The 22,288-nt window shown below is 69.8% G+C and carries 20 protein-coding genes; 14 read left to right on the forward strand and 6 right to left on the reverse strand.

The window, feature by feature from the left end; translation table 11 throughout:
• Window positions 1–139: 139 nt before the first annotated feature.
• Complete coding sequence (locus AC1UKG_RS14475) at window positions 140–415, forward strand: hypothetical protein (protein WP_018813460.1); 276 nt, start codon at window positions 140–142, stop codon at window positions 413–415.
• Between the two features lie 188 nt (window positions 416–603).
• The gene (locus AC1UKG_RS14480) at window positions 604–1,089 is read left to right on the forward strand and encodes a hypothetical protein (RefSeq protein WP_018742657.1); all 486 of its coding nucleotides are present in this window, start codon (window positions 604–606) and stop codon (window positions 1,087–1,089) included.
• Between the two features lie 52 nt (window positions 1,090–1,141).
• Here the strand turns inward: AC1UKG_RS14480 and AC1UKG_RS14485 are convergent, their stop codons facing one another.
• Window positions 1,142–1,990: a hypothetical protein gene (locus AC1UKG_RS14485; RefSeq protein ID WP_018742656.1), complete on the reverse strand. Its 849-nt coding sequence runs from the start codon at window positions 1,988–1,990 to the stop codon at window positions 1,142–1,144.
• Window positions 1,991–2,292: 302 nt separating this feature from the next.
• A complete protein-coding gene (locus AC1UKG_RS14490; protein ID WP_018731067.1) occupies window positions 2,293–2,718 on the reverse strand; it encodes an OsmC family protein in 426 nt (141 codons plus the stop codon).
• A 204-nt stretch (window positions 2,719–2,922) separates the two neighbouring features.
• On the opposite strand from AC1UKG_RS14490, the gene AC1UKG_RS14495 reads away from it, so the two are divergent.
• From AC1UKG_RS14495 to AC1UKG_RS14535, 9 genes are all read left to right on the forward strand, one after another.
• Window positions 2,923–3,669, forward strand: a complete 747-nt coding sequence (locus AC1UKG_RS14495; protein WP_482642510.1) for a response regulator transcription factor — start codon at window positions 2,923–2,925, stop codon at window positions 3,667–3,669.
• A 22-nt stretch (window positions 3,670–3,691) separates the two neighbouring features.
• Complete coding sequence (locus AC1UKG_RS14500) at window positions 3,692–5,125, forward strand: sensor histidine kinase (RefSeq protein ID WP_026271151.1); 1,434 nt, start codon at window positions 3,692–3,694, stop codon at window positions 5,123–5,125.
• Window positions 5,126–5,170: 45 nt separating this feature from the next.
• Window positions 5,171–7,432, forward strand: a complete 2,262-nt coding sequence (locus tag AC1UKG_RS14505) for a glycosyltransferase family 39 protein (protein ID WP_482642511.1) — start codon at window positions 5,171–5,173, stop codon at window positions 7,430–7,432.
• Window positions 7,429–8,661 (forward strand): bifunctional glycosyltransferase family 2/GtrA family protein, encoded by a 1,233-nt coding sequence (locus AC1UKG_RS14510; RefSeq protein ID WP_026271152.1) that lies wholly within the window; start codon window positions 7,429–7,431, stop codon window positions 8,659–8,661. Before AC1UKG_RS14505 ends, AC1UKG_RS14510 begins: the two co-directional genes overlap by 4 nt.
• A gap of 165 nt (window positions 8,662–8,826) precedes the next feature.
• Window positions 8,827–8,976, forward strand: a complete 150-nt coding sequence (locus tag AC1UKG_RS14515; RefSeq protein WP_018731062.1) for a hypothetical protein — start codon at window positions 8,827–8,829, stop codon at window positions 8,974–8,976.
• Between the two features lie 5 nt (window positions 8,977–8,981).
• Entirely contained in the window at window positions 8,982–10,394 is a 1,413-nt protein-coding gene (locus AC1UKG_RS14520; protein WP_018742651.1) for a class I SAM-dependent methyltransferase, read from the forward strand.
• On the forward strand, window positions 10,387–12,471 hold the full coding sequence (locus tag AC1UKG_RS14525) for a sulfatase-like hydrolase/transferase (RefSeq protein WP_482642512.1): 2,085 nt from the start codon (window positions 10,387–10,389) through the stop codon (window positions 12,469–12,471). The genes AC1UKG_RS14520 and AC1UKG_RS14525 overlap by 8 nt, the downstream gene beginning before the upstream one ends.
• A 338-nt stretch (window positions 12,472–12,809) precedes the next feature.
• Window positions 12,810–14,093: a citrate synthase gene (locus AC1UKG_RS14530; protein ID WP_482642513.1), complete on the forward strand. Its 1,284-nt coding sequence runs from the start codon at window positions 12,810–12,812 to the stop codon at window positions 14,091–14,093.
• Window positions 14,094–14,254: 161 nt separating this feature from the next.
• On the forward strand, window positions 14,255–15,121 hold the full coding sequence (locus tag AC1UKG_RS14535) for an NmrA family NAD(P)-binding protein (RefSeq protein ID WP_026271153.1): 867 nt from the start codon (window positions 14,255–14,257) through the stop codon (window positions 15,119–15,121).
• 147 nt (window positions 15,122–15,268) lie between these two features.
• Here AC1UKG_RS14535 and AC1UKG_RS14540 read toward each other — a convergent pair whose 3' ends face one another.
• Together AC1UKG_RS14540 and AC1UKG_RS14545 are read right to left on the reverse strand one after the other, a co-directional pair.
• Window positions 15,269–16,123, reverse strand: coding sequence for a TrmH family RNA methyltransferase (locus AC1UKG_RS14540; RefSeq protein WP_018742647.1), 855 nt, complete (start codon window positions 16,121–16,123; stop codon window positions 15,269–15,271).
• A 124-nt stretch (window positions 16,124–16,247) separates the two neighbouring features.
• Window positions 16,248–16,775, reverse strand: a complete 528-nt coding sequence (locus AC1UKG_RS14545; RefSeq protein WP_018813465.1) for a MarR family winged helix-turn-helix transcriptional regulator — start codon at window positions 16,773–16,775, stop codon at window positions 16,248–16,250.
• A 195-nt stretch (window positions 16,776–16,970) separates the two neighbouring features.
• On the opposite strand from AC1UKG_RS14545, the gene AC1UKG_RS14550 reads away from it, so the two are divergent.
• Window positions 16,971–17,189: a DUF6069 family protein gene (locus tag AC1UKG_RS14550; protein WP_475889454.1), complete on the forward strand. Its 219-nt coding sequence runs from the start codon at window positions 16,971–16,973 to the stop codon at window positions 17,187–17,189.
• A 20-nt stretch (window positions 17,190–17,209) separates the two neighbouring features.
• On the opposite strand, the gene AC1UKG_RS14555 is transcribed toward AC1UKG_RS14550, so the two are convergent.
• Window positions 17,210–18,688: a glutamate-cysteine ligase family protein gene (locus AC1UKG_RS14555; RefSeq protein WP_018813468.1), complete on the reverse strand. Its 1,479-nt coding sequence runs from the start codon at window positions 18,686–18,688 to the stop codon at window positions 17,210–17,212.
• A gap of 164 nt (window positions 18,689–18,852) precedes the next feature.
• Window positions 18,853–19,401 (reverse strand): hypothetical protein, encoded by a 549-nt coding sequence (locus AC1UKG_RS14560; protein WP_018813469.1) that lies wholly within the window; start codon window positions 19,399–19,401, stop codon window positions 18,853–18,855.
• Between the two features lie 138 nt (window positions 19,402–19,539).
• Here AC1UKG_RS14560 and AC1UKG_RS14565 point away from each other — a divergent pair, with 138 nt between their 5' ends.
• Both AC1UKG_RS14565 and AC1UKG_RS14570 read left to right on the forward strand, forming a co-directional pair.
• Window positions 19,540–20,664: a baeRF2 domain-containing protein gene (locus tag AC1UKG_RS14565; protein WP_018813470.1), complete on the forward strand. Its 1,125-nt coding sequence runs from the start codon at window positions 19,540–19,542 to the stop codon at window positions 20,662–20,664.
• Between the two features lie 120 nt (window positions 20,665–20,784).
• The gene (locus AC1UKG_RS14570; RefSeq protein WP_018742640.1) at window positions 20,785–22,179 is read left to right on the forward strand and encodes a hypothetical protein; all 1,395 of its coding nucleotides are present in this window, start codon (window positions 20,785–20,787) and stop codon (window positions 22,177–22,179) included.
• The last annotated feature ends 109 nt before the right edge of the window (window positions 22,180–22,288 follow it).

A 22,288-nucleotide genomic window follows, 5' to 3' on the forward strand; every position in this document is an offset into this window, starting at 1 on the left:
GTGGCAGGCCGGATTCGCCGCAACCACTGGGTCGCCCTGGGGATCCTCATCCGGCCGGGGTGATGGTCGCTCACCCGGTTGAGCCGGATGATCGCAGTGGACCGGTGGACTTCCGAGGTATGCGGAAGGGAAGGTCGTGATGAAGCGGATCGTCGAGATCATCCCCGCCCGACCCGGCTGGTACGCGCGTTGGCGTCTGACGCCCGGCGGTACCCGTTGCTACCCGGTCAGCCTGTGGGTCCTGCTTGAGGAGACCGACGGCACTGGCCGGGAGGTGATCGGGGTGGACTGCGTCGGGCAGTGGCCCGGTGCGGACGACAACGAGGCTGGCGGGGAGTTCATCCGCTACCTCTTCCAGACTCCGGATTCGGGAGCGCCGGCCGACGCCGAACAAGCGACGGTGGTGCCGGGGTGAGTAACTGGGCCCCGGCCTGCGGGCGGGGTAAGAGCGGGCGGGTACGGGTGGTAGCGGCCCACCCGGCGTGTCGGAACGGGCGTTTCACTCGAATGTTGAATATTTTTTCGGAATGTCCTCTGCGGTGCTCCCCGGGCACCGAGGATCGGTGGCGGGGATAGACGTACCAGCTGCCTGGGGGCGACAGTATGAGGTTCTCCGTCGTAGACGTCGGTTACGACCAGCGGCAGGTCGATTCCTGCCTGAATGAGCTCGGGGTTCGGTTGAGCCGGTTGGCGGCACGCGCGGCGGGTGCCGCGGGGGCCGGACGGGAGTGGGACGAGATTCGCGAGGAAGCGGCGGGTCTGTGTGGGTTGCTCCAGCGGCTCGACCTCGGCGATGTGTCTCGACGACCCGTCGACGCAGCCGATCGGGAGACGGCGGAGCGGGAGGCGGCCGAACTGCTCCTACGAGCGCGACTGGAGTTCGACTCCGCCCGGGAGGAGGCTCGACGGGTGCGTGAGCAGGTCTACACCGAGGCGGTGCAGGCCCGCCGGGAGCTTGAGGCGGCGCTACACGCCCGACAGTGCCGCGCGGCCCGGGCTGACGAGATTCTCGGGGGCCCGGCGAAGGCGGTGCCGGCTGACACGCCGACCGCCGCCTCCGCCGCCGGGCCGAGCCGAGCCGCCCGCTGAGGACAGACCGCCCACCGGGGACTGGTCGCCCAGTGCGGGGGACGAGACTCGGTCACGCCAACGCGCCGACGATCGTGGTCGCCCGGGTCTCGTGCTGGGCGTACGCGTCGGGGAAGGCGGAGATCTGGACCGATTGGGCTGCCCAGGCGACGCTCATCTCCTGCCAGCCGGGGACCTGCAGCAGCGCTTGGTAGAACGCCTCGGCGGCGTAGGTCGGAGTCATCAGCTCGGCGATGCTGCCCCAGCCGCTGCTCGAGCGCTGCTGGAACAGGCCGACCGAGTCGTGGTCCCAGCCAACTGCCTCGTGCGGGTAGTTCTGTGACTCCGGCACGCCGCCGTTGGCGTAGTTGAGCAAGGTGCTTTCCTGCATCGCGGTGGCGATGGCAACGATCAAACCACGGCGCGGGATGTTCATCTCGGTACCAACATCGACAATTGTCTTGGCATTGTCCATCTGTGTCTGGGTGAGCCCGGCGACCGGTTGGGGCGGTGCGGGCTGGCTGGGCGTGGGCTCCTCTTCTTCCTCTTCCGCCTCCGCGGTCGGGCTGGCGGTTTCGGTCGGGCTGGGGCTCGCCGGGGTGGGGGTGGCATCGGCTCGGAAGAGGGAGCGTGAGGAGCGTTCCGCGGCCTCAACCCGTTCCGCTGCCGCCTCGGCGACCGGGGTCTGCTCCGGCTGTTCGGGGGTCCGTCCCAGCCCGATGTAGGTGGCCGCGCCGAGGCAGCAGGCGAGGCCGGTGGCGAGAGCGACCCGGGCCGGGGTGGACGCCAGTAGGGCGCGGAGCCCATGGCGGTGGGGGGTGCGGACGGGGGCGATCCGCCGTTCGGTGGAGGTCTCCTCGGTTGATTGGGTGGCCGGATCGTGTTGGGTCGTCTGCTGGTCGAAGGTGTCGTCGGGGTGCATCCGCCGAGGCTAGAAAGCGGATCGCTCACTGCCATCGGTCCGATTAGTGGGGCGCGTCACTATTTGCGCCAAAGTTCGGATGGGCTGGATGAGGCCCGGGGAAACCTCACAAACCTCAGCTATCCCTAATATGCGAAATGAGCTATCAAGAACGCCGAAAAGCTACAGGTTTCCGATCTTGCCGGGTGGGTGGAACCGAGCGCGAGACCCTCCTCCGAAAGGCTGACCATAGATAGGGCGTACGGCTGCTTGCGGGGTCGGTCAGGGTGCTGATCCGACTCTCCGGCTCGCTGTGAGCCGTCTCAGTGCCGGCCGTTGTCGGTCAGCGCCACCGTCAGGTGATGTCGGCTCGCATCTTCGGTGGAGAAGGGCCAGAGTCGGTCCGCGTGTTCTACCAGGTCCGCCAGTTGTTGGCGGGTCAGTCCGGCCGACGAGATGGAGGCGCTCACGTCGGCCCGGTAGCGGCCGTCGTCGTCTCGACCGAGTTTCGCCTCGGCCCGTACCTGGACGGTGTGTGCCTCGTCGGTGATTTCGCCAGCTGCCTCCACCGCGGCGTGGTGTAGGCAGGAGGCGAAGGCGGCAGCGAGCAACTGCGACGGGCTCAGCCCGGTGCAGTGCGGAGCCAGTGGGGATGCCAGGGCGGTGGAGAGCCCACCATCCTCGGTCCGGACGTGTCCGCCCTCCGCTGTTGCGGTGGCTGTCTCGTTCAGCCAGGAGCTGTGGGCCATCGCGTTCCTCCCGTCACTAGCCCGGGGGTACCCAGCTTCCGGCCCGCGAAACCGTGTTCCGGGCACGGGAGAGAAGCTCAGGGGCGGGCTGGCCGGACCCGCCGGTTCGCTTCGGGGCCTCCCGGAGCATGCCCGAGTAGCCTGCACAGCGGAGGCACAGGAACCGCACAACCGCCCTACAGCGTGGGCATCCAGGATGAGGCCATGATGACCAACGAGCAGGTGGGACCAGCCCGGGTTGACCTCCGCCGCCCCGACGGCCAGCCCGTGCGTGTCCTGGTCGTTGACGACGAGTCCACCCTGTCTGACCTGCTGTCGATGGCGCTGCGCTACGAGGGTTGGCAGGTGCGGACCGCCGGCAATGGGGCGGCGGCGTTGAGTACGGCCCGACAGTTCCAGCCGGACGCCGTGGTGCTCGACGTGATGCTGCCCGACCTGGACGGCTTCGCGGTGCTGCGTCGCCTACGCGAGGTGGCTCCGACCGTGCCGGTGCTCTTCCTGACCGCCCGGGACGCGGTCGAGGACCGGATTGCCGGGTTGACCGTCGGCGGCGATGACTACGTGACCAAGCCGTTCAGTCTGGAGGAGGTGATCGCCCGCCTGCGGGCGCTGCTGCGCCGCTCCGGCTTCGCGATCGCCGCCCGGCAGGAGGCGGTGCTCACCGTCGGCGACCTCTGCCTCGACGAGGACAGCCACGAGGTGAGCCGGGGCGGAAAGTTGATCACGTTAACCGCCACCGAGTTCGAGTTGCTGCGCTATCTCATGCGTAACCCACGCCGGGTGCTCAGCAAGGCGCAGATCCTGGACCGCGTCTGGAACTACGACTTCGGAGGTCAGGCCAACGTGGTCGAGCTGTATATCTCGTACCTGCGCAAGAAGATCGACGTCGGTCGCGCACCGATGATCCACACTCTGCGCGGGGCGGGCTATGTCCTCAAGCCCGCCGAGTGAACGGGCTGGCCGGCGAGGATGGCTGGCCGGTCGGTCACTGTGGACGCGGCTGGTGGTTATCCTGGTTGCCCTGCTGGCCGTGGTCAGTATCGGCATCGGCAGCATCACCACCGTCGCCCTGCGGGACTTCCTGACCGACCGGATCGACCGGCAGCTCAGACTCGACGCGGGACCCCGCGGCTTCGTTCCGCCCGTGCCTCGCCCCATCCAGGATGACCTGCAGATCGCGCCTGGCATGGACCTGGGCTCAGTCGTCGCGCAACTGCGCGACGGCCGGGTGGTCAAGGCCCGAATCCAGACCGAGGCCCGGGAGGGCGGGGAGAGGATCGCCCCCGAGAAGTTGGCGGGGCTGGGTGCGCTGGTGCCCGACGAGGGGCCGCGCACCGTGGACCTGGGCGGTCTGGGGGAGTACCGCGCCATCGCCCGGCAGTGGCGTGACGGCGAGGTCACCGCGTTCGCCCTACCCCTCGCCGAGGTGCAGGAGACGGTGATGCGAATTGTCGTCGCGCAGGCCGGTGTCGCCGGCGCCGGGCTGGTCGTCGCCGGCACCACGGGCGCGCTCATGGTCCGGCGTACCCTGCGTCCGCTGCGGCGGGTCGCCGCCACCGCCCGCAGCGTCAGTGAACTCCCGTTGGACCGGGGCGAGGTGACGCTGCCGGTCCGGGTGCCAGAACCCGACACCAATCCCCGTACCGAGGTGGGCCAGGTCGGTGCCGCGCTTAATCGGATGCTCGGGCACGTCGCCGCCGCGCTCGCGGCGCGGCAGGCCAGCGAGACGCGGGTACGTCAGTTCGTGGCCGACGCGAGTCACGAACTGCGGACGCCACTGGCCGCCATCCGTGGCTACGCGGAGGTGGCTCGGCGCGGTCGGGACCGGGTGCCGCCCGACGTGGCACACGCCCTACGCCGCGTCGAGTCCGAGAGCACCAGGATGACTGGTCTGGTGGAGGACCTGTTGCTGCTCGCCCGGCTCGACTCGGGTCGTCCTCTCGCCGTCGCGCCAGTGGACCTCTCCGCGTTGGTCGTGGACGCGGTCAGCGACGCGCACGTGGCCGGGCCCGAGCACCGTTGGCAACTCGACCTGCCGGAGCAGCAGATCGGTGTGCCCGGTGACGCGGCCCGGCTGCACCAGGTGGTGGCCAACCTGCTGGCCAACGCCCGGGTGCACACCCCGGCCGGTACCACGGTCACCACCAGCCTCGCTGCCGAGTCGGACGCGGCGGTGCTTCGGGTCGCCGACGACGGACCGGGTATCCCGCAGGACCTTCAACCGGAGGTCTTCGAGCGCTTCGCCCGGGGCGACAGCTCGCGGTCACGGTCGCACGGCAGTACCGGGCTGGGGCTCGCCATCGTCGCGGCCGTGGTGGACGCCCACCACGGAGCGGTGTCGGTACGCAGCCGACCCGGCCGCACCGTGTTCACGGTACGGCTGCCGAACTCCACAGCGGAGACATAGCGCACCCATGGGGGCCGTGCAGCCCCGCCGGCCAGGCTTTCCGCCATGGACAGAACCGAGACGACCTACGGGACCCCTGCGGCCGCCCCGGCGGTGCGCGTCGCCCGGACGCCGTCGACAGAACCGGAGGCGCAGCCGGAGGCCACCCCATATCAGCCGGCCCGCTGGGCTCGCCCCTGCCTCGGCGGGCTACTGCTCGTCACCGCCGGGCTCTACCTGTGGGGGCTGGACGTCTCCGGCTGGGCGAACGCCTACTACTCGGCGGCGGCGCAGGCCGGCGCGCAAGACTGGACCGCCTTCTTCTACGGCTCGTTCGATGCCGCCAACTCCATCACCGTTGACAAGACGCCCGCGGCGCTGTGGTTGATGGCGCTTTCGGTGCGGCTGTTCGGCCTGACCAGCTGGGCGGTGCTGCTGCCGCAGGCGCTGTGTGGGGTGGCCGCGGTCGCGGTGCTCTACGCCGCGGTGCGACGTTGGCACGGGCCGGCAGCAGGATTGATCGCTGGCGCGGTCCTCGCCGTCACGCCGGTGGCCACGCTGATGTTCCGGTTCAACAACCCGGACGCGTTGCTGGTGCTGCTGCTGGTCGCGGCCGCATACGCCACCGTACGGGCGGTCGAGACGGCCGCCACGCGATGGCTCGTGCTCGCCGGCGTGCTGGTCGGGCTCGGCTTCCTCACGAAGATGCTGCAGGCGTTTCTGGTGGTACCGGTGCTCGCCGGCGTCTATCTGCTGGCCGCGCCGACCGGGCTCGGCCGGCGGATCCGCCAGACCCTGCTGGCCGGCTTCGCGGTCGTGCTGTCGGCGGGGTGGTGGGTGGCCATCGTCGAGTTGGTCCCTTCCGGCGCTCGCCCGTATGTCGGCGGCTCGCAGACCGACAGCGTGCTTGAGCTGACCCTCGGCTACAACGGTCTCGGCCGCATCACCGGCCGCGAGGAGGGCAGCGTGGGGCGGCCCGACGGAGGGGGGTTCGGTGACGGGACCGGCCTGCTGCGCATGTTCGACGACCGGGTTGGCGGGCAGATCGCTTGGCTGTTGCCCGCCGCGCTGATCCTGCTCGTGGTCGGCTTGCTGGTGGTCGGACGGGCTGCGCGGACCGATCGGACTCGCGCCGGGCTGCTGCTCTGGGGCGGCTGGTTGCTGGTCACCGGGGTGATTTTTAGCTTTATGTCAGGAATTTTCCACGAGTACTACACCGTGGCCCTGGCGCCGGCGGTCGGTGCCCTGGTCGGGATCGGTGCCACGCTGCTGTGGCGGGTGCGGTCGGCTCCGCCCGGCGCTGTCTGGCGTCGGCAGCCCCACGCCGCCACCGCCATCCTGGCCGGGACCCTGGCCGTCACCGCGGGCTGGTCCTGGCTGCTGCTGGCTCGTAGCCCGGACTGGTATCCGTGGTTGCGTACCACGATTGTGGCGGGCGGCCTCGTGGCGGCGGCGCTGCTGGTGCTCTCTCCTCGGCTGCCCCGATCAGTTGGGGCGGCGGGACTTGCGCTGGGCGCCGCGGCGGCCCTCGCCGGGCCGGTGGCGTACTCGGTACACGCCGCAGCGACGGCGCACAACGGTGGGGTCCCCACCGCGGGCCCCGCAGTGGCTGGCGATGTCGGCACCCGACCGGGTGGCCCGGGGGGCGGCCCGGGGACCCCTGGTGGCGGGCAGCCCGCCGGCGTCGGGGAGTTGCCGCAGCGACCGGATCGACAACCCGGTGCGGCGCTCAACGGCCGTCAGCCGGGCCAGTCGGGCCAGCCGGGTCAGTCGGGTCAGTCGGGCCAGCCGGGTCAGTCGGGCCAGTCGGGCCAGCCGGGTCAGTCGGGTCAGTCGGACCGGCCGGGTCAGTCGGGTCAGTCGGACCGGCCGGGTCAGTCGGGTCAGTCGGGCCGGCCGGGTCAGTCGGGTCAGCTGGGTGGGTTCGGTCAGGACAACCAGCCGGGCGGTAACGGCGGGCTGTTGGATGCCCGCGTTCCCAGCGCGCAACTGCGCGAGCTCCTCGCACGCGACAGCGACAGCTACACCTGGGTCGCGGCCACGGTGGGTGCGAACAACGCCGCCGGCTACCAGCTGGCCACCGGTGATCCGGTGCTGCCGGTCGGCGGGTTCAACGGCACCGATCCTTCACCGACCGTCGCTGAGTTCCAGCGTTACGTCACTGACGGAGAGATCCATTGGTTCATCGGCGGGGGCGGCTTCCGGGGCGCCAACGGCGGCAGCTCCGCCTCCTCCGAGATCGCCGCCTGGGTGGCGGAGACGTTCGAGGCGCGAACCGTCGACGGAATCACTATCTACGACCTGAGCAGCGAGGGAGCGGAAGCATGATTGATACAACCGAAGTCCGGGCTACCGGGTGGATTCCGCCTCTCGTTACGGCGCCCATCCTGGACGTGGTGATTCCCGTCTACAACGAGGAGACCGACCTCGGGCCGTGCGTGCGTCGGCTGCACGCACACCTGCGCGCGAACGTCCCGTATCCGTTCCGAATCACGATCGCGGACAACGCCAGCGCCGATGGCACGCTGGACGTAGCGCGGTCGCTCGCCGCCGACCTCGCCGGCGTCGAGGTGCTACATCTGGAGGCCAAGGGGCGTGGGCGGGCGCTTCGGGCCGCCTGGTCGGCCTCACCCGCGCCGGTGCTCGTCTACATGGATGTGGACTTGTCCACTGATTTGGCGGCGCTGCTGCCGCTGGTCGCGCCGCTCATCTCCGGCCACTCGGACCTGGCCATCGGCACCCGGCTTGCCCATACCTCACGGGTGGTTCGGGGCGCGAAGCGGGAGGTGATCTCGCGGGGATACAACCTTCTGCTGCGGGGCACCCTCGCCGTTCGATTCTCCGATGCCCAGTGTGGGTTCAAGGCGATCCGGGCTGATGTGGCGGCCCAGCTGCTGCCGTTGGTCCGAGACACCGGGTGGTTCTTCGACACCGAGTTGCTGGTGCTGGCCCAGCGGGCCGGCCTCCGCATCCACGAGGTTCCGGTGGACTGGGTGGATGATCCGGACAGTCGGGTGGATGTGTTGGCGACCGCGTTGGCCGACCTGCGTGGCATTGGTCGTCTGGGCCGGGCCCTGTTCACCGGCGCGCTGCCGCTGCGGCAACTGCGTGAGCAGTTCGGACGAGCCCCGCTCGCAGCGCCGCCGGCTCGAGTGCCGGTGGGGCTGCCCCGACAGCTGGGCCGGTTCGCCCTGGTCGGGGTGGCCAGCACGGTGGCTTACCTGCTGTTGTACGTCGCTACCCGCGGCGTCCTCGGCGCCCAGCCGGCAAACCTGCTGTCGCTGCTGGTCACCGCGGTGGCCAACACAGCGGCGAATCGGCGACTGACCTTCGGGATCACCGGTCGGCGGCGCGCCGGTCGGCACCACCTGCAAGGCCTGGTGGTCTTCGGGCTCGGCCTGGCGCTGACCAGCGGCTCGCTCGCGTTGCTTCACGCCGTGGTGGCGGCTCCGACGCGGATGGTGGAGTTGGCAGTGCTGGTTGCGGCAAACCTGGCCGCCACGGTGTTGCGGTTCGTGCTGCTCCGCTATGCCATGCATCACCGGCGGGGTGGCTGACGGGCGGAGTGAATCGCCACCAAATCAGAACACTGGCGTGGCTATCACCCGCATTGCGCCCTTCATGCGCGTACTGTGTCCGAATACATCCTCAGCGTATTGGAGCACCCTCCCCTGTGCGCCCGGTTTGAGGGGCCGAGGGGGCGAGATCGGAAGGAGTGGCCGGTGGATCATCTGGCCTACCTGGACGCGGGATCGGGCAGTCTGATCGTGCAGGCGGTGGTTGGCGGGGCAGCTGGTGTCGCAGTGGCCGGCAAGCTCTACTGGCGACGCTTGGTGGACCGGTTCCGCAAGCAGCCCACCGACCGGCACTGACCGGCATGACATCTGCGTATCCTGACCTGCGGGCCGAGCCCGCGTCCTTCCGGGACCCCGCGAACCGGGTCTTCCACCGCGGCGACGACGTGCTGCGTGGGTTGGACGAGCGGGCCGCCGCCGACTGGCGGGCTCTCGCCGACAGCGACTTCTTCGCGGCGCTGCTCGCCGAGGGTAAGGTCTGCGACACCGTCGAGACCAGCCCGGCACCGCCGGGTTGGTCCGCGGTGCTCCGGCACGAACGCATCCCGTTCGTCTCCCACCCGTACGAATGGTCCCACGGCATGCTGCGGGACGCCGCCCTGCTACACCTGGACATCCTCCAAGCGGCGCTGCCGGGCGGCTTCACCACCAAGGACGGTTCGGCATACAACCTGCAGTGGCGCGGTGCGGAGCCGGTCTTCATCGACATCGGGTCGTTCACCCCGGCCCGGGACGGCGAACCCTGGGCCGGCTACCGGCAGTTCTGTCAGACCCTGCTCTACCCGTTGCTCCTCGGTGCCCACCTGGGGCTGGACTTTCAGCCGCTGCTGCGGGCCCAGGTTGACGGCATCGAGGCGGACCAGATTCGTCGTCTGTTCACCGGCCGTCGCCGGTTTCGCCCCGGCGTACTTACCCACGTCCACCTGCACGACGCGATGCAGCGACGCAATGCCCGCGCCAGCACGGCCGAGGTTCGCAACCAGCTACGCGACGCGGGCTACTCCCGTGACCTCGCCGTCGCCACGGTACGCGGTCTGCGGCGCCTCGTCTGTCGGCTGGACCGGCCGCCGCCCGCCAGCCATTGGATCGACTACCAGCGCACCTGCGGCTACACCGCCGAGGACCGGGCTGCCAAGGAGCGCTTCGTCGCCGCGTCGCTGACCGCCGGACCCCCGACCCGGCTGGCGCTCGACCTCGGGGCCAACGACGGCCGGTACGCCCGCCTGGCCGCGCGCCACGCCGAGCACGTTGTCGCCGTCGAACAGGACCCGGGGGTGGTTGACCGGCTGTACCGGGAGCTGCGGGCCGCGGGGGAGCAGCGGATCCTGCCACTGGTGATGGATCTGGCAGACCCGTCGCCCGGCGGCGGCTGGCGGGGCGTCGAGCGGGCCTCCTTCGGCGAACGGGCGCGAGCTGATGTCGTCCTCGCCCTGGCCGTGGTCCACCACCTCGCGGTGGGGCGTAACGTCCCGTTGCCGGAGGTGGTCGCGTGGCTGGCCGGTTTCGGTCGGCCGGGCACCCGCCTGGTGGTGGAGTTCGTGCACCCGGAGGATCCGATGGCACGTCGGCTACTGGACAACAAGCCGGAGAACACCTTCCCCCGCTACCGCCGGGACGAGTTCGAGCGGCTGCTCGCCGCCCATGGCCACCTTGAGGAGCGCCTCCACCTGCCGTCGGGTAGCCGGACCCTGTACCGGGTGGTCCTGAGTGGTTGACCCGGGCATCACGCCCACACCGGATCAACCCGACGGCACAGCGGGTGCCTCTGATCGACGAGCTGGTGCGGCGGAGGACCCAGCCGATGCGCTGCGGCGTGGCTGGCGAGCGGAGGGCTGTCGGCTGCTGGAGCTCGCCGCTCTGCTCGGGCTCGTGGTCACTCAGCCGTTGTTGGATGTGCTCGGCCAGAGTCCGGACTTTTTTCTCTTCCATCGGGCCAGCCGGGGCGAGATCGTGCAGCTGGTCGTGCTGGTCGCGATCGTGCCGACCGTCGCGCTCGGCGCGCTCGCGGCGATGTCGCGGCTGGCCGGCCGTACCGCCCGGGAGCTGACTCACACGCTGCTCGTAGGGCTGTTGCTCGCCGCACTGGCCGTGCAGATTGGACGGTACGTGACACCGTTGCGGGGCGTACCGCTACTGGTGCTGGCGCTGGTCGTCGCAGTGGCTGCGGTGGTGGCCTACCGACGGTGGCGTGCCCTGGCCCGCGTGTTGCGGGTCGCGGCGCTCGGGCCGGCGGTCTTCGTTGGGCTGTTCCTGCTCGTGTCGCCCACCTCGACGGTGGTGTTGCCGCGTGGGGACGGCGGCGCCGTCGGGCTGGCCCGGGCTGGCGGGCACCCGCCGGTGGTCCTGTTGATCCTCGACGAGTTGCCGCTCGTCTCCCTGCTCCGCCCGGACGGGCAGATCGACGCAGACCGGTTCCCGCACTTCGCGGAGCTGGCCGCTGGCTCGACCTGGTACCGCAACGCGACCGGGGTCAGCGGTTGGACGCCGTACGCGCTACCGGCCATGCTGACCGGCCGCTTCCCGGCCACGGGGGCGGCGCCGCACTATTCGCAGCATCCGGACAACCTGTTCACCGCCTTCAGCGGGCTGTACGACATCCGTGCCGAGGAGAGCATCACCCGGCTCTGCCCGCCCAGCCGCTGTGAGACGCCGCCGGGGCGGGAACAGGGGATGGGGGTACTGGCTCGGGAGAGCGCCAAGTTGCTGGCCCGAATATCCGCGCCGACGGAGAGCCGGGTTGACCCGGCGGACTCCTACCGGGAGCAGACCGCCGCTGAGGCTGGCATCGACGCCGCCGAACCGATCCCGGAGGATCCGAAGTTTCGCTGGGACCGGCTGAACGACAACCAGCCGGCCCGGTTCAGTAGCTTCCTCGCCGGACTCCAGCCGTCCGACCGACCCACCCTGCACTTCCTGCACCTGCTGATGCCGCATTCACCGTGGGCGTACCTGCCCTCGGGAGTGCGCTACACAGCGCCAGAGGACTTCCCGAACGAGGGGGAGGGCTGGGTGGAGTTGGCCCGTCAGCGGCACCTGGCCCAGCTCGGCTACACCGACCGGCTGATCGGCGAGACCCTGCGTACGCTGCGCGCCACCGGACTCTACGACGACGCTCTGTTGGTGGTCACCGCCGACCACGGGGTGAGCTTCACCAAGGGAGCGCAGGGGCGGGGGATGGGTGCGATCGAGGTCGCCGCCGACGAGGTGGCCTGGGTTCCGCTGTTTGTCAAGTATCCCGGGCAGCGCACCGGCCGGCTCGATGACCGGAACTGGCAGCACGTTGATCTGCTGCCTACTCTCGCCGATGAGGCAGCGATCCGGCTGCCCTGGGCGGTTGATGGCCGGTCGGCGCGGGAAGCCCCCCGGGTACAGGCGAGCAAGGTCTTCTATGATCGGCCTGCCCAGCCGACCCCGATTGCTGGTGGCGTACCCACGGCGGCGCAGCCCGCCGCGCCGCACCCGCTGATTGGCAGCATGGTGCCGGACCAGCCGACGGCAGGGGTGGCTCGGGTCGAGAACCTGGCTGCATTCCAGGAGGTGGATCCGGACCAGGGCATGCTGCCCGCGCTGGTCTGGGGTGACGTGCCCGACGAGATCCCCGACGGCACGCCGCTCGCGGTGGCTGTCAACGACCGGGTCGCCGTCGTGGTTCCGGTGGTTGACCGGGACGAGGGCGGGCGCCGGTTCGCCGCCCTGATCGGTGATGACCAGCTTTTCCGGCCGGGAGTGAACCAACTCGGTCTCTTCCTCGTCGCGCGAGATGGCACGCTGACCCGACTCGCGCTCTCCTGACCCCGGGTCCCCGCTCCCCGGGTCGCCGGTCGCCGGTCGCTCGGTCCGCGGTCGCCCGGCCCTTCCCGTCCAGTCCGGCACCCAGGCTATGTGTGGTGTGCGGCTGTGATCTAAGCCGACATCTGTCGTCCAGTGGTGTCGTCCTGTCCTGTCCTGCCTCGGGCTGTCTCCCTGTCCCGGGATGGGCGATCGGTCCGTGTTTCCTGGTCGGTCGGCCGGGAAATGGGTGACGCATACCTCACCGACGAGCCACCGCGGGCGGTGTCCTCGGAAGCACGAATACGGTAAAAGCGAAGGAAATTCAATGGAGAAGATCTGTCGGCGAAGCGAGGACGCACATGACGGAAGTCAAGCTCGATCACCCCGGTGGGCAGCTGTCGATGCCGGTGAACACGGCGATCGAGGGTCCCGCCGGCATCGGGGTGAGCCAGCTGCTGAAGCAGACCGGGATGACGACCTACGATCCTGGTTTCGTGAATACAGCAGCCTGTTCGTCCGGAATCACCTACATCGACGGCGACGCGGGGATCCTGCGCTACCGTGGCTACCCGATCGAGCAGCTGGCGGAGAAGTCCTCCTTCCTGGAGGTCTCGTACCTGCTGACCTACGGTGAGCTGCCCACCCAGTCGCAGCTGACCGAGTTCACCGAGCGGATCCGGCGGCACTCGTTGCTGCACGAGGAGATGCGTCGGTTCTTCGACGGTTTTCCCCGGGATGCGCACCCGATGGCGGTGCTCTCCTCGGCGGTTAGCGCCATCTCCACCTTCTACCAGGACAGTCTCGACCCGTTCGACGACGAGCATGTGGAGATGTCGACGGTCCGGCTGATGGCGAAGGTGCCGACCATCGCCTCGTACGCCTACAAGAAGTCGATCGGCCAGCCGCTGCTGTACCCGGACAACTCCCTCGGGTACGTGGAGAACTTCCTCCGGATGACCTTCGGTGTGCCCGCCGAGTCGTACGAGGTCGACCCGGTGATGGCCCGGGTGCTGGACATGCTGTTCATCCTGCACGCCGACCACGAGCAGAACTGCTCCACCTCGACCGTACGGCTGGTGGGTTCCAGCAACGCCAACCTTTTCGCCTCGGTCTCGGCCGGGGTGAACGCCCTCTTCGGCCCGCTGCACGGCGGCGCGAACCAGGCCGTGTTGGAGATGCTGGAGACGATCCGGGCCGACGGCGGCGATGTCCGTTCTTTCGTGCGGCGGGTCAAGGACCGGCAGGCCGGCGCGAAGCTGATGGGCTTCGGCCACCGGGTCTACAAGAACTACGACCCCCGGGCCACCATCGTGAAGAAGGCCGCCCAGGAGGTGCTTGGCCGGATGTCCACCTCGGACCCGATGCTGGACCTCGCAATAGAGCTGGAGGAGATCGCGCTCGCCGACGACTTCTTCGTCTCCCGCAGGCTCTACCCGAACGTGGACTTCTACACCGGCCTGATCTACAAGGCCATGGGTTTCCCGACGAAGATGTTCACGGTGCTGTTCGCGTTGGGGCGGCTCCCCGGCTGGATCGCCCAGTGGCGTGAGATGATCAAGGATCCGGAGACGAAGATCGGCCGTCCGCGGCAGGTCTACACCGGTGCCGCCCAGCGCGACTACGTCAACCTCGCGCAGCGCTGAGCGGAGCTGACTCTCGCTAACGCATCCGCCGGCAGTCGTTGACCCGTTCAATGACTGCCGGCTCTTTGCGGTGTCGGGTAAGCCCTACCCCGCCGGCGAAGGGGCCAGCGGAGATGCTGCCGCGCTGGCAAGACCGCACGCCTATATGCGCTAATAGCGGGATGTCTTATATTGTGCATGGCGCCACTGGCGCCCAGGGCTTCCCTGTTCTGTCCGCGCTCCAGGCGGCGGGGCAGCGCGCAGTCGCGGCGGTCCGGGACACCACCACGGTGCCGGACGGATTCGCCTCGGCCGCGGTCAACCTGGCGGACGCCGACTCGTTGGCGGCGGCCTACACCGGTGCGGACGGTGTGTTCGTCCACCTTCCGTTGGGGGCGCCAACCGATCTTGAAATCTATGCCAAAGCGGTCGCCGCGGCAGTCGCAAGGGCCCGACCACACCGCGTGGTCATCTCCACCAGCGGTCAAATTGTCGACCAGCCGGGGACGCCGCTGCAAGCCGCGCCGGAGACTCCGGTCGTCCGGCTCATCCGCGACATCGAGGCGAGTGGCATCCCGACAGCGGTCGTCGCTCCCCGCCTCTACCTGGAGAATCTGCTGCTGCCCGTCGTCGCGGGGCCCGTGCGTGAGGAGGGGGTCCTGCGTTATCCGCTTCCGGAGAACTTCGCCGTGTCGTGGAGTTCCCACCTGGACGTCGCGGACGTCGTCACCCGGCTGCTGACCGACGCGACCGCTACTACCGGTACGGTCGCGGTCGGGCATCGGCCGGGGTTGACGGGGGCGGACCTGGCCGCGGGATTCTCCGCCTATCTGGGGACGGATGTGCGCTACGAGGCCATCACGCCGGCCGCGTTCGGCGATCTCATCACCCCGCTCTTCGGAGCCGGTGCCAGCGCCGGCGTGGTGGGCCTGTACGAGCTGTTGAACGCCCAGGCCGGGAATACCGTCGCCGAGGAGAACAGCGCCCAGCGGCTGCTTGGCCTCGCGCCACGTTCCGTCACCGAGTGGCTCACGCAGGTACGCGCCTGAGTCGAGGCGGTGGCGGATTCCCTCGCCGCTCGGCCCGCTGCACCACCCCCGTCCCGAAAGAGGTGACACCCTGCTCAGGGGGCGGGCTCAGAGTGCGTGATCATGCCACCGGCAGCACGAAAGCTGCCGGTGGCGTACTGGTCGTCGCTACGGGCGTACCTGAGCTGCCACACCGGCGGCCGGTGCTGTTCGTTGCCGTGCGGCCTCATACAACACGACAGTCGCCGCCGCGGCGGCGTTCAGGGAGCTGGCGGCGCCGGTGATCGGGATCCGAACCGTACGGTCGCAGGACTGCCGCCAGGCCGTGCTGAGCCCGCGCGTCTCGTTCCCCACCGCGATGATTTTCGGGCCGGTGAGGTCATGCGCGGCGATCTCCACCTCGCCGTGTTCGTCAGTTCCGACGATCTCGATGGGGATGTGCGTGGCGCGCAGCGAGTCGACCCAGTCCAGTACCGCACGGTGGCTCGGCACGCGCACCACGGGCACGGTGAACAGTGAACCGGTACTCGCACGCACGGACTTCGGATCGTAGGGGTCGGCGGCATGCCCGGTGATGACCACGCCGGCGGCTCCGAAGGCATCCGCGGACCGGACCAGCGAACCAATGTTGCCGGGCGCGGTCGGTCGGTCGAAGAGCAGCACCAGCATGTCGGCCGTGCAGGGTATCCGCGGCAGTCGGTCCTCGGGGAGCCCGACCACCGCGAGTAGCTCTGGTGACTCCTCGTCCTTGCCTCCGAGCTCACCCAACAGCTCCGGTGACACCGCTACCCGGCTGGCCCCGCCGACCCGGTCCAGCAGGTCTCGACTCCATCGGGAGAGGTTCTGCCCGTCGGGATACAGCAGTGCACGGACCTGCCAACCGTGTTCGACGGCGAGGGTGATGGGCCGGACCCCCTGGACTACGAATTCCCCCGCCCGCTGGCGTTTGGTGCGATTGGTCAGTAGGGCCTGCCATTGCTGGAAGGTCGCGTTCCGGGTGCTGACCCTGATTGTTCTCGCCACGTGCTCAGTGCCTCCTCGCTACGCGTACCTCTGGCGGGCGGCGCCAGGCGGTATGGCGGGTGTTGCCGACAGTGCCGCGGCCGGTGATCTCGCTGCCGGCCAAGTCGAAGCGTGGCCGGGTCGTTCAGGTCCGGCTGGCGGTCGGCTCTGGGGCGGATTCGTCCGCCGTGATCGAGGTGGTGAACCGAGTCAGGAGCCGGGCCAGGTCGCGTCGGTCCGTGACCGTCCAGCCGGCGAGAAGGCGCTCGTAGCGCGCGTATCGGGCCCGGTGCGTCTGCGCGAGCGCGGCCGCCCCCTGGTCGGTGATCTCCAGGCAACTTCGTCGGCCGTCGTGCTGGGAGGCGATCCGGCGTAGGTAGCCGTTCTGGATGGTCGCCGCCACCACCCGGCTGGCTCGGGATGGGTCGATGCCGAGCCGTTCGGCCACCATGCCCACCGTGACGCCTTCCTGCCTCTCGTCGGGCCCCTCATCGACGGCGTCAACCGCGGCGATCTGGTTCAGGTCGATGCGTGGCCCGTCCTTTGCAGCGATCTGGCCCAGTGCTCGTTGGGTCTGCCGGCGACGAATTTTGCTCATGGCCCGTTCGATGGCGATCAGTGTCGGGTCGGGTTCCTCGATCGCCGGCTGGGGCGTCAGTTCGGTCGCTGACATGTCCACATCTTACTACTTTAACAGTTGCGGTTAGCAAGTCGATGCTGTACGCATCTAGTTGCTGATAGCAGTGCTTGCCCGGGGGATCAACGAGGGGAAGGTAAGGCCGATGGAGACCGGAACGGGCAGCACCGAGTTGGCGGCGGTCCCACTCGGCGCCGTCGTCCTCATGTCCCTGTTCACGTCGCTGGCGGGGTGGGCCTCCTGGCGGTACTGGAGCGATTGACCCGGTTGGCCCGTGCCGTCTGGACGGTGATCGCCCTGAGTGTATTGGTCATCTCCTACGGCGGCCCGCTGCTTGGCGCCGGCATCCCCACCGGCTCCCGGATCACCCTGGCGCTGATGCACACCACTGTCGCGGCGGTTCTCATTCCCGTGTTCCGCAGCACCTCTCCGACCGTCGCTGCCCGGTAGTCCGAATTCGACCGGGGCGGTCAGGGAATGGGCCACTCGTGGGCCGGTCGATTGCTGTGCATCAGGTCCACGTAGTGGCGAACCACCTCGCGCAGGGCCTCGGGCCGGCTCAGGCGGTCAGCGGACTCAAGCCGGTTCAGGGTGGCGACCTGCCAGCTCGCCCCGTTGCGGCCGGTGAGGCAGCGCTGCTCGATGATTCCGAGCAGCCGATCCCGCTCGGTCGGGTCCATTCCCCAGCGGTCCAGCCCGTGGTGGGCCAGCGGCAGTAGTCGGCGGAGCACCAACTCGGTGACGGGTAGGTAGCCGAGGCCCGGCCAGAAGACCTGCGCGTCGATGCCGTGCCGAGCGCAGGTGGTGAAGTTCTCCTCGGCGGCGTTGAAGGACATCTGCGACCACAGCGGGCGGTCACTCTCGGCCAGCGCGCGGACGAGGCCGAAGAAGAATGCCCCGTTGGCGACGGTGTCCACCACAGTGGGCCCAGCCGGTAGTACGCGGTTCTCCAGTCGCAGCTCTGGCCGGCCTGCCAGGACGTCATATCTCGGCCGGTTCCACCGGTAGATGGTGCCGTTGTGCAGGCGTAGCTCGGCCAACTGCGGCACGGCACCAGCCGCGACCGCGTCGGCTGGGTCCTCCGGGTCGCAGACCGGCAGCAGCGCGGGGAAGTAGCGGACGTTCTCGTCGAAGAGGTCGAAGACGGTGGTGATCCAGCGTTCGCCGAACCACACCCGGGGACGGACGCCCTGTGCCTTGATTTCCTCTGCGCGGGTGTCGGTCGCCTGTTCGAACAGCGGGATCCGCGTCTCCCGCCACAGCTCCCGGCCGAAGAACAGCGGTGCGTTGGCGCCCAGCGCGACCTGAACGCCGGCGATCGCCTGCGCCGCGTTCCAGTAGTCGGCGAACTGGGCGGGGCTGACCTGGAGGTGGAACTGGGCGCTGGTGCAGGCCGCCTCTGGGGTGATGGTGTCCACGGTGATCGCCAACCGTTCCACGCCCCTGATGGCGATTCGCAGATCTTCGCCACGGGCAGCGAAGATCTGTTCGTTGAGCAGTGCGAAGCGGGGGTTCGCGGAGAGCGCGGCTGAGGTGAGGTGTTCTGGCCGTAGCGTCGGCAGGATGCCGATCATGACGAGACGGGCGCCGGCGGTGCGCGCCCGGGCATCGGCGGCGTCGAGGCGCTCACGTAGCGTTTTCTCGAACTCCAGGGCGCCGGCGCCCGCGAGCCGCAGGGGAGCCACGTTGATCTCCAGGTTGAACTGACCCAGCTCAGTCTGAAAGTCTGGGTCGGCCACCGCGGCCAGCACCGCTTCGTTGCGCATCGCGGGCTGGGACGTGTCGTCGATCAGATTGAGCTCGATCTCCAGCCCGGTCGTCAGCCGGTCCACATCGAACCGGGAGTCTGGTAGTAGCTCGGCGAAGGCCCGGAGGCAGCGGTGGAGCTTTTCGCGATATCGGGCTCGATCCGCACGGTTGAAGGTCCGCACGTCACCGTTCTCGCGCATGGTCACCGCCCTGTCACCGCTGGCCCGTTACCTGACAGTCGCACAGTGCGTCCAACTGCGGTAGACCTGTGGGCTTCTCCCACCCGCCGGTGGGCTGCGCTAGCCATCCGTCGATTCGGTGTGGCTCCCGCAGTCGCGTGGACAGAGTAGCTACCGGGACCGGCTCACCGCAGGCTGGAACAGGCGGCCACCGCAGCCAGCAGCAGCAGGCCCAGGCTGGCCTGGAGCAGGAGCGGCGGCCCGAGATGCGACCAGAGCGTCGCCCTACGCGGGGTGAGCGACTGTCCGGTGGTGAGGTTGACGATCCGCTCGATCCTGGGCGGAAGCTCGGAGTCGCGCTGGCGGCGTAGGGTGAGTTGCACGTGGTCGGCCGGGTGCAGGGCACTCTGCGGCAGGTGTCCGTGTAGCTCGACCTCGCACAGCTGTCCGGTGGAGTCCCGCAGGCGGACGGGGGTGACCAGGAACTCCGGCCCGTTGCGGAGTTCCTTGAACGTGCGCCGACCGCGGCCGGAACCGGCCGCTGCGAGCTGCTGGAGCAGGGCCATCAGCATTCTGACCACGCCGGCTGTCACGAGCACCGCCACCAGCACCGGCTGGCCCACCCGTACCGCACGTGGGTAGCCCTCGAGTAACCGGACGATTCGCCCGGTGACGATGCGCGCCGTCGGATGTGTGATCCGTGGGGCAGGTAGGTCGCTGTCCATCGCCACCACCCAGGGTTGATCTGTTCCCCGATGGTATCGGCCGCTGTGGGTGAATGGGGGGAATGAAACATCGGTCACGTGGCGTGGGTCAGGTGACAAGTCAGCCGGCTCGGGTAACCGCAGGGTCGAGCTGGAAAGGGGTCGCGCATGCAGCTGTCCTTCCTACGCCCGCTCTATGATCGACCGGGCCCGTGGTGTTCGGTGTACCTGGATGCCTCCGCCGACACCGAGGATGCCCACGCCGCGCTGGATCTGCGCTGGCGCGCGCTGCGGGATCGACTTCAGGAGCAGGGGGCCGACCCGGCGTCGATCGAGGCGATCGATCGGGTGGTTCGGGGGCATGATCCGATGCCGGGTGACTACGGCATCGCGGTCTTCGCCAGCCACGGTCGGGTGGCCCTGTCGGAGTATCTGTCCGCCCCGCCGCTGCGGGACATCGCCGCGGTTGCGTCGCTGCCACACGTGATGCCGCTGCTGGCCCAGCGGGGCGAGCAGGTGGCCTGGGTGCGGGTGATCGCCGACCGGACCGGAGCGGACGCGATGGCGGTCAGTGCGGGGGGCGTGCCACGGCACGCCCATGTGCAGGGCCGGCAGGACTACCAACTGCGTCGCGTACGGCCGGGCGGTTGGTCCCAGTCCCGCTATCAGCGGGCTGCGATGGAGGCCTGGCACCGCAACGCGGGTGACATCGCCGCCGCCGCCGCGGAGCTGGCCGAGCAGGTACGGGCCGACGTGGTGGTGGTGTCCGGAGATGTGCGGGCCACCGGTGTGATCGCCGCGCAGCTGCCGGAACGCTGGCAGGAGGTGCTGGTCCGTACCGATGCCGGCAAGCGAGCCGACGGCGCCGACCACACCCAGTTGGATGACCTGACCGTGCAGACCATCGCCGAGGTGGCCGACCAGCGGGTCAACACCGCCCTGGACCGGTTCGGCCAGCAGGAGGAGGTCGGGTCCGGGCTGACTGCGGTGGTCTCCGCGCTGCAACGAGACCAGGTCGAGAACCTGCTGATTGTGGATGACCCGTCAGCGACGGGAGAGTTGTGGGTTGGGTCGGATCCCAGCCAGATCGCCACTGATCCCGGGCAGCTGTCTGCCATGGCGGTCCGGGACCCGGAGCAGGTACGCGCCGATGCCGCCTTGGTTCGGGCCTTGGTGGGGACGGACGCGGAGCTGACCGTCCTCGGCCCCGACGAGGCGCCGGAGCTGACCGGCGGGGTGGGCGCGGTACTGCGGTACGTTGATGCCGCCACGCCGGGGCGGGACCGCGCCTGAGATCCCACCACCCATCCGTCGGGATTACCGGGTTAATCCCGAGGAGTAAGGGATGCCCAGTTTGAACCCCATCCGGGCGGGAAGCTGGGCTGCGTGGCTAGCGAACGAAGAAAGGTCGGGGTGCGCGCGGGGCGCGCCGGTGGGCTGGCTGGCGACCGCGTCGTCGCAGCCGGCAGCGTAGCCCGGACCCTGGTCGCGGCCACCGCCCGGGCCCTACGCGGCACCGACTGCGCCGACCTGGGACACCCCAGAGGGATGTCCCGTCTCAGTGGGGCACCCGAACCGGTGCGGCGGGCAGCGGCTGCCCGGGCCGCCGGTCGGGTCGCCCTGACCGTGGGGCAGGCCGCCGAGGTGGACGCGGACCAGGTGGCCCGCTGGTTCGCCGACCAGTACCCCCGCCGCCGCTACCCGGGCGTGCTCCTCGGCTCCCCGCACGGCGCGGCAGCGCACCTCGCGGTCGCGCTCGGCATCCCGTGGCTGCCCACCGGCTTCGAGCTGAGCGTCCACTGGCCGCAGGGGGCGGTGGACGGGCCGCAGGCCGCGCTCGATCACGGTGCCGCGCTGGCCGCACGGCTGCTGGTGGCCAACCCCGAACTCCACGTCCGGCAGGTGCACTGCCCCGCCAGCCGCGGTGCGCTGGCGGGCGCGACCGTCGCGCTGGCCGCTCGCTGGCGTTGGCTGCCGGCGGCCTACCTCCGGTTGCTGGCCGAATGCCTGGAGCCCGGAGCGCCGGTGCTGCTGCTCTGCGACGCCCGTACCTGGCCGGTGTTGGACTCCGCCCCCGGGCACAGCTTCCAGGTCGGCTCTCCGGGCAGTGGGTTTGATCCGGTGGACTTCCACCCAGACAGCCCCGCGTTGCGCCAGGTGCTCCACGCGGCCGGAAGCGACGGCGCCCGGTGGTGCCCGCCGGCGGTGGCGGGGGCACCTCGGCTGGCCGAACACGGGGTCGAGCCCGGGTTCGAGCAGTCCGTTCGGGAATGGGGTGCGGTGCGCCGGCATCCGTCGCATCGGGTACTCGTGCCAGAGCCGGCGGTGTTGAGCGCGGCGACGGCGGACCTGTACCGGCACTGGTTGCGTGCGGCCGGAAAGACCGGCAACCGTCTGGTCGTCGAGTGCGGCCGGCTGCTCGACCCGTGGCAGGTGCTTCGGGCCGGCATGGTGCCCTACTGGTGTGAGAGTGCCACCCGGCGCAGCGTGGAGGGGGTGGAGTGGTGGCTCGCCGGCAGCGAGCCGTTCAGCTCGGTGGACGTGCTGCCGGAGCCGCCAGGGCTGCGGTCGCCGGCGGTCGCCGGGCTTCCCCAGTGGCTGGCTGTGGCCGGCTTCGGCCGTCGTCGGCGGGTTCTGGACCGGTCGGCGGCCCGGGGCTACCCGGTCACGTCGGTGCCCACCCGTCGGGCGACCGAGGTGCTGCGGGCGCAGTCGTACGACCTGCCGACGCCGCCGCCGATGACTGTCGCGGCAGCCCTTGCGGCGCTCCGCGACGGCGGCTACCAGCAGGGACTGCTCGTCTCCTGACCTCGGACGCGCCGAAACATCCTCGCGAACCCCGGGTCTCGTGATTGAGTACCTACGGAGCGGGAACACCGCTGGCTGCGGCGACCGGATCTTGCCGGCGCCCGCTGGC

This window comes from Salinispora sp. CH2A1_6 (assembly GCF_056820975.1).

Coding starts and splice junctions, on each gene's coding strand:
- AC1UKG_RS14475 (WP_018813460.1), top strand. CDS start 140: ATGAAGCGGATCGTCGAGATCATCCCCGCCCGACCCGGCTGGTACGCG.
- AC1UKG_RS14480 (WP_018742657.1), top strand. CDS start 604: ATGAGGTTCTCCGTCGTAGACGTCGGTTACGACCAGCGGCAGGTCGAT.
- AC1UKG_RS14485 (WP_018742656.1), bottom strand. CDS start 1,990: ATGCACCCCGACGACACCTTCGACCAGCAGACGACCCAACACGATCCG.
- AC1UKG_RS14490 (WP_018731067.1), bottom strand. CDS start 2,718: ATGGCCCACAGCTCCTGGCTGAACGAGACAGCCACCGCAACAGCGGAG.
- AC1UKG_RS14495 (WP_482642510.1), top strand. CDS start 2,923: ATGATGACCAACGAGCAGGTGGGACCAGCCCGGGTTGACCTCCGCCGC.
- AC1UKG_RS14505 (WP_482642511.1), top strand. CDS start 5,171: ATGGACAGAACCGAGACGACCTACGGGACCCCTGCGGCCGCCCCGGCG.
- AC1UKG_RS14510 (WP_026271152.1), top strand. CDS start 7,429: ATGATTGATACAACCGAAGTCCGGGCTACCGGGTGGATTCCGCCTCTC.
- AC1UKG_RS14520 (WP_018742651.1), top strand. CDS start 8,982: ATGACATCTGCGTATCCTGACCTGCGGGCCGAGCCCGCGTCCTTCCGG.
- AC1UKG_RS14530 (WP_482642513.1), top strand. CDS start 12,810: ATGACGGAAGTCAAGCTCGATCACCCCGGTGGGCAGCTGTCGATGCCG.
- AC1UKG_RS14535 (WP_026271153.1), top strand. CDS start 14,255: ATGTCTTATATTGTGCATGGCGCCACTGGCGCCCAGGGCTTCCCTGTT.
- AC1UKG_RS14545 (WP_018813465.1), bottom strand. CDS start 16,775: ATGTCAGCGACCGAACTGACGCCCCAGCCGGCGATCGAGGAACCCGAC.
- AC1UKG_RS14555 (WP_018813468.1), bottom strand. CDS start 18,688: ATGCGCGAGAACGGTGACGTGCGGACCTTCAACCGTGCGGATCGAGCC.
- AC1UKG_RS14565 (WP_018813470.1), top strand. CDS start 19,540: ATGCAGCTGTCCTTCCTACGCCCGCTCTATGATCGACCGGGCCCGTGG.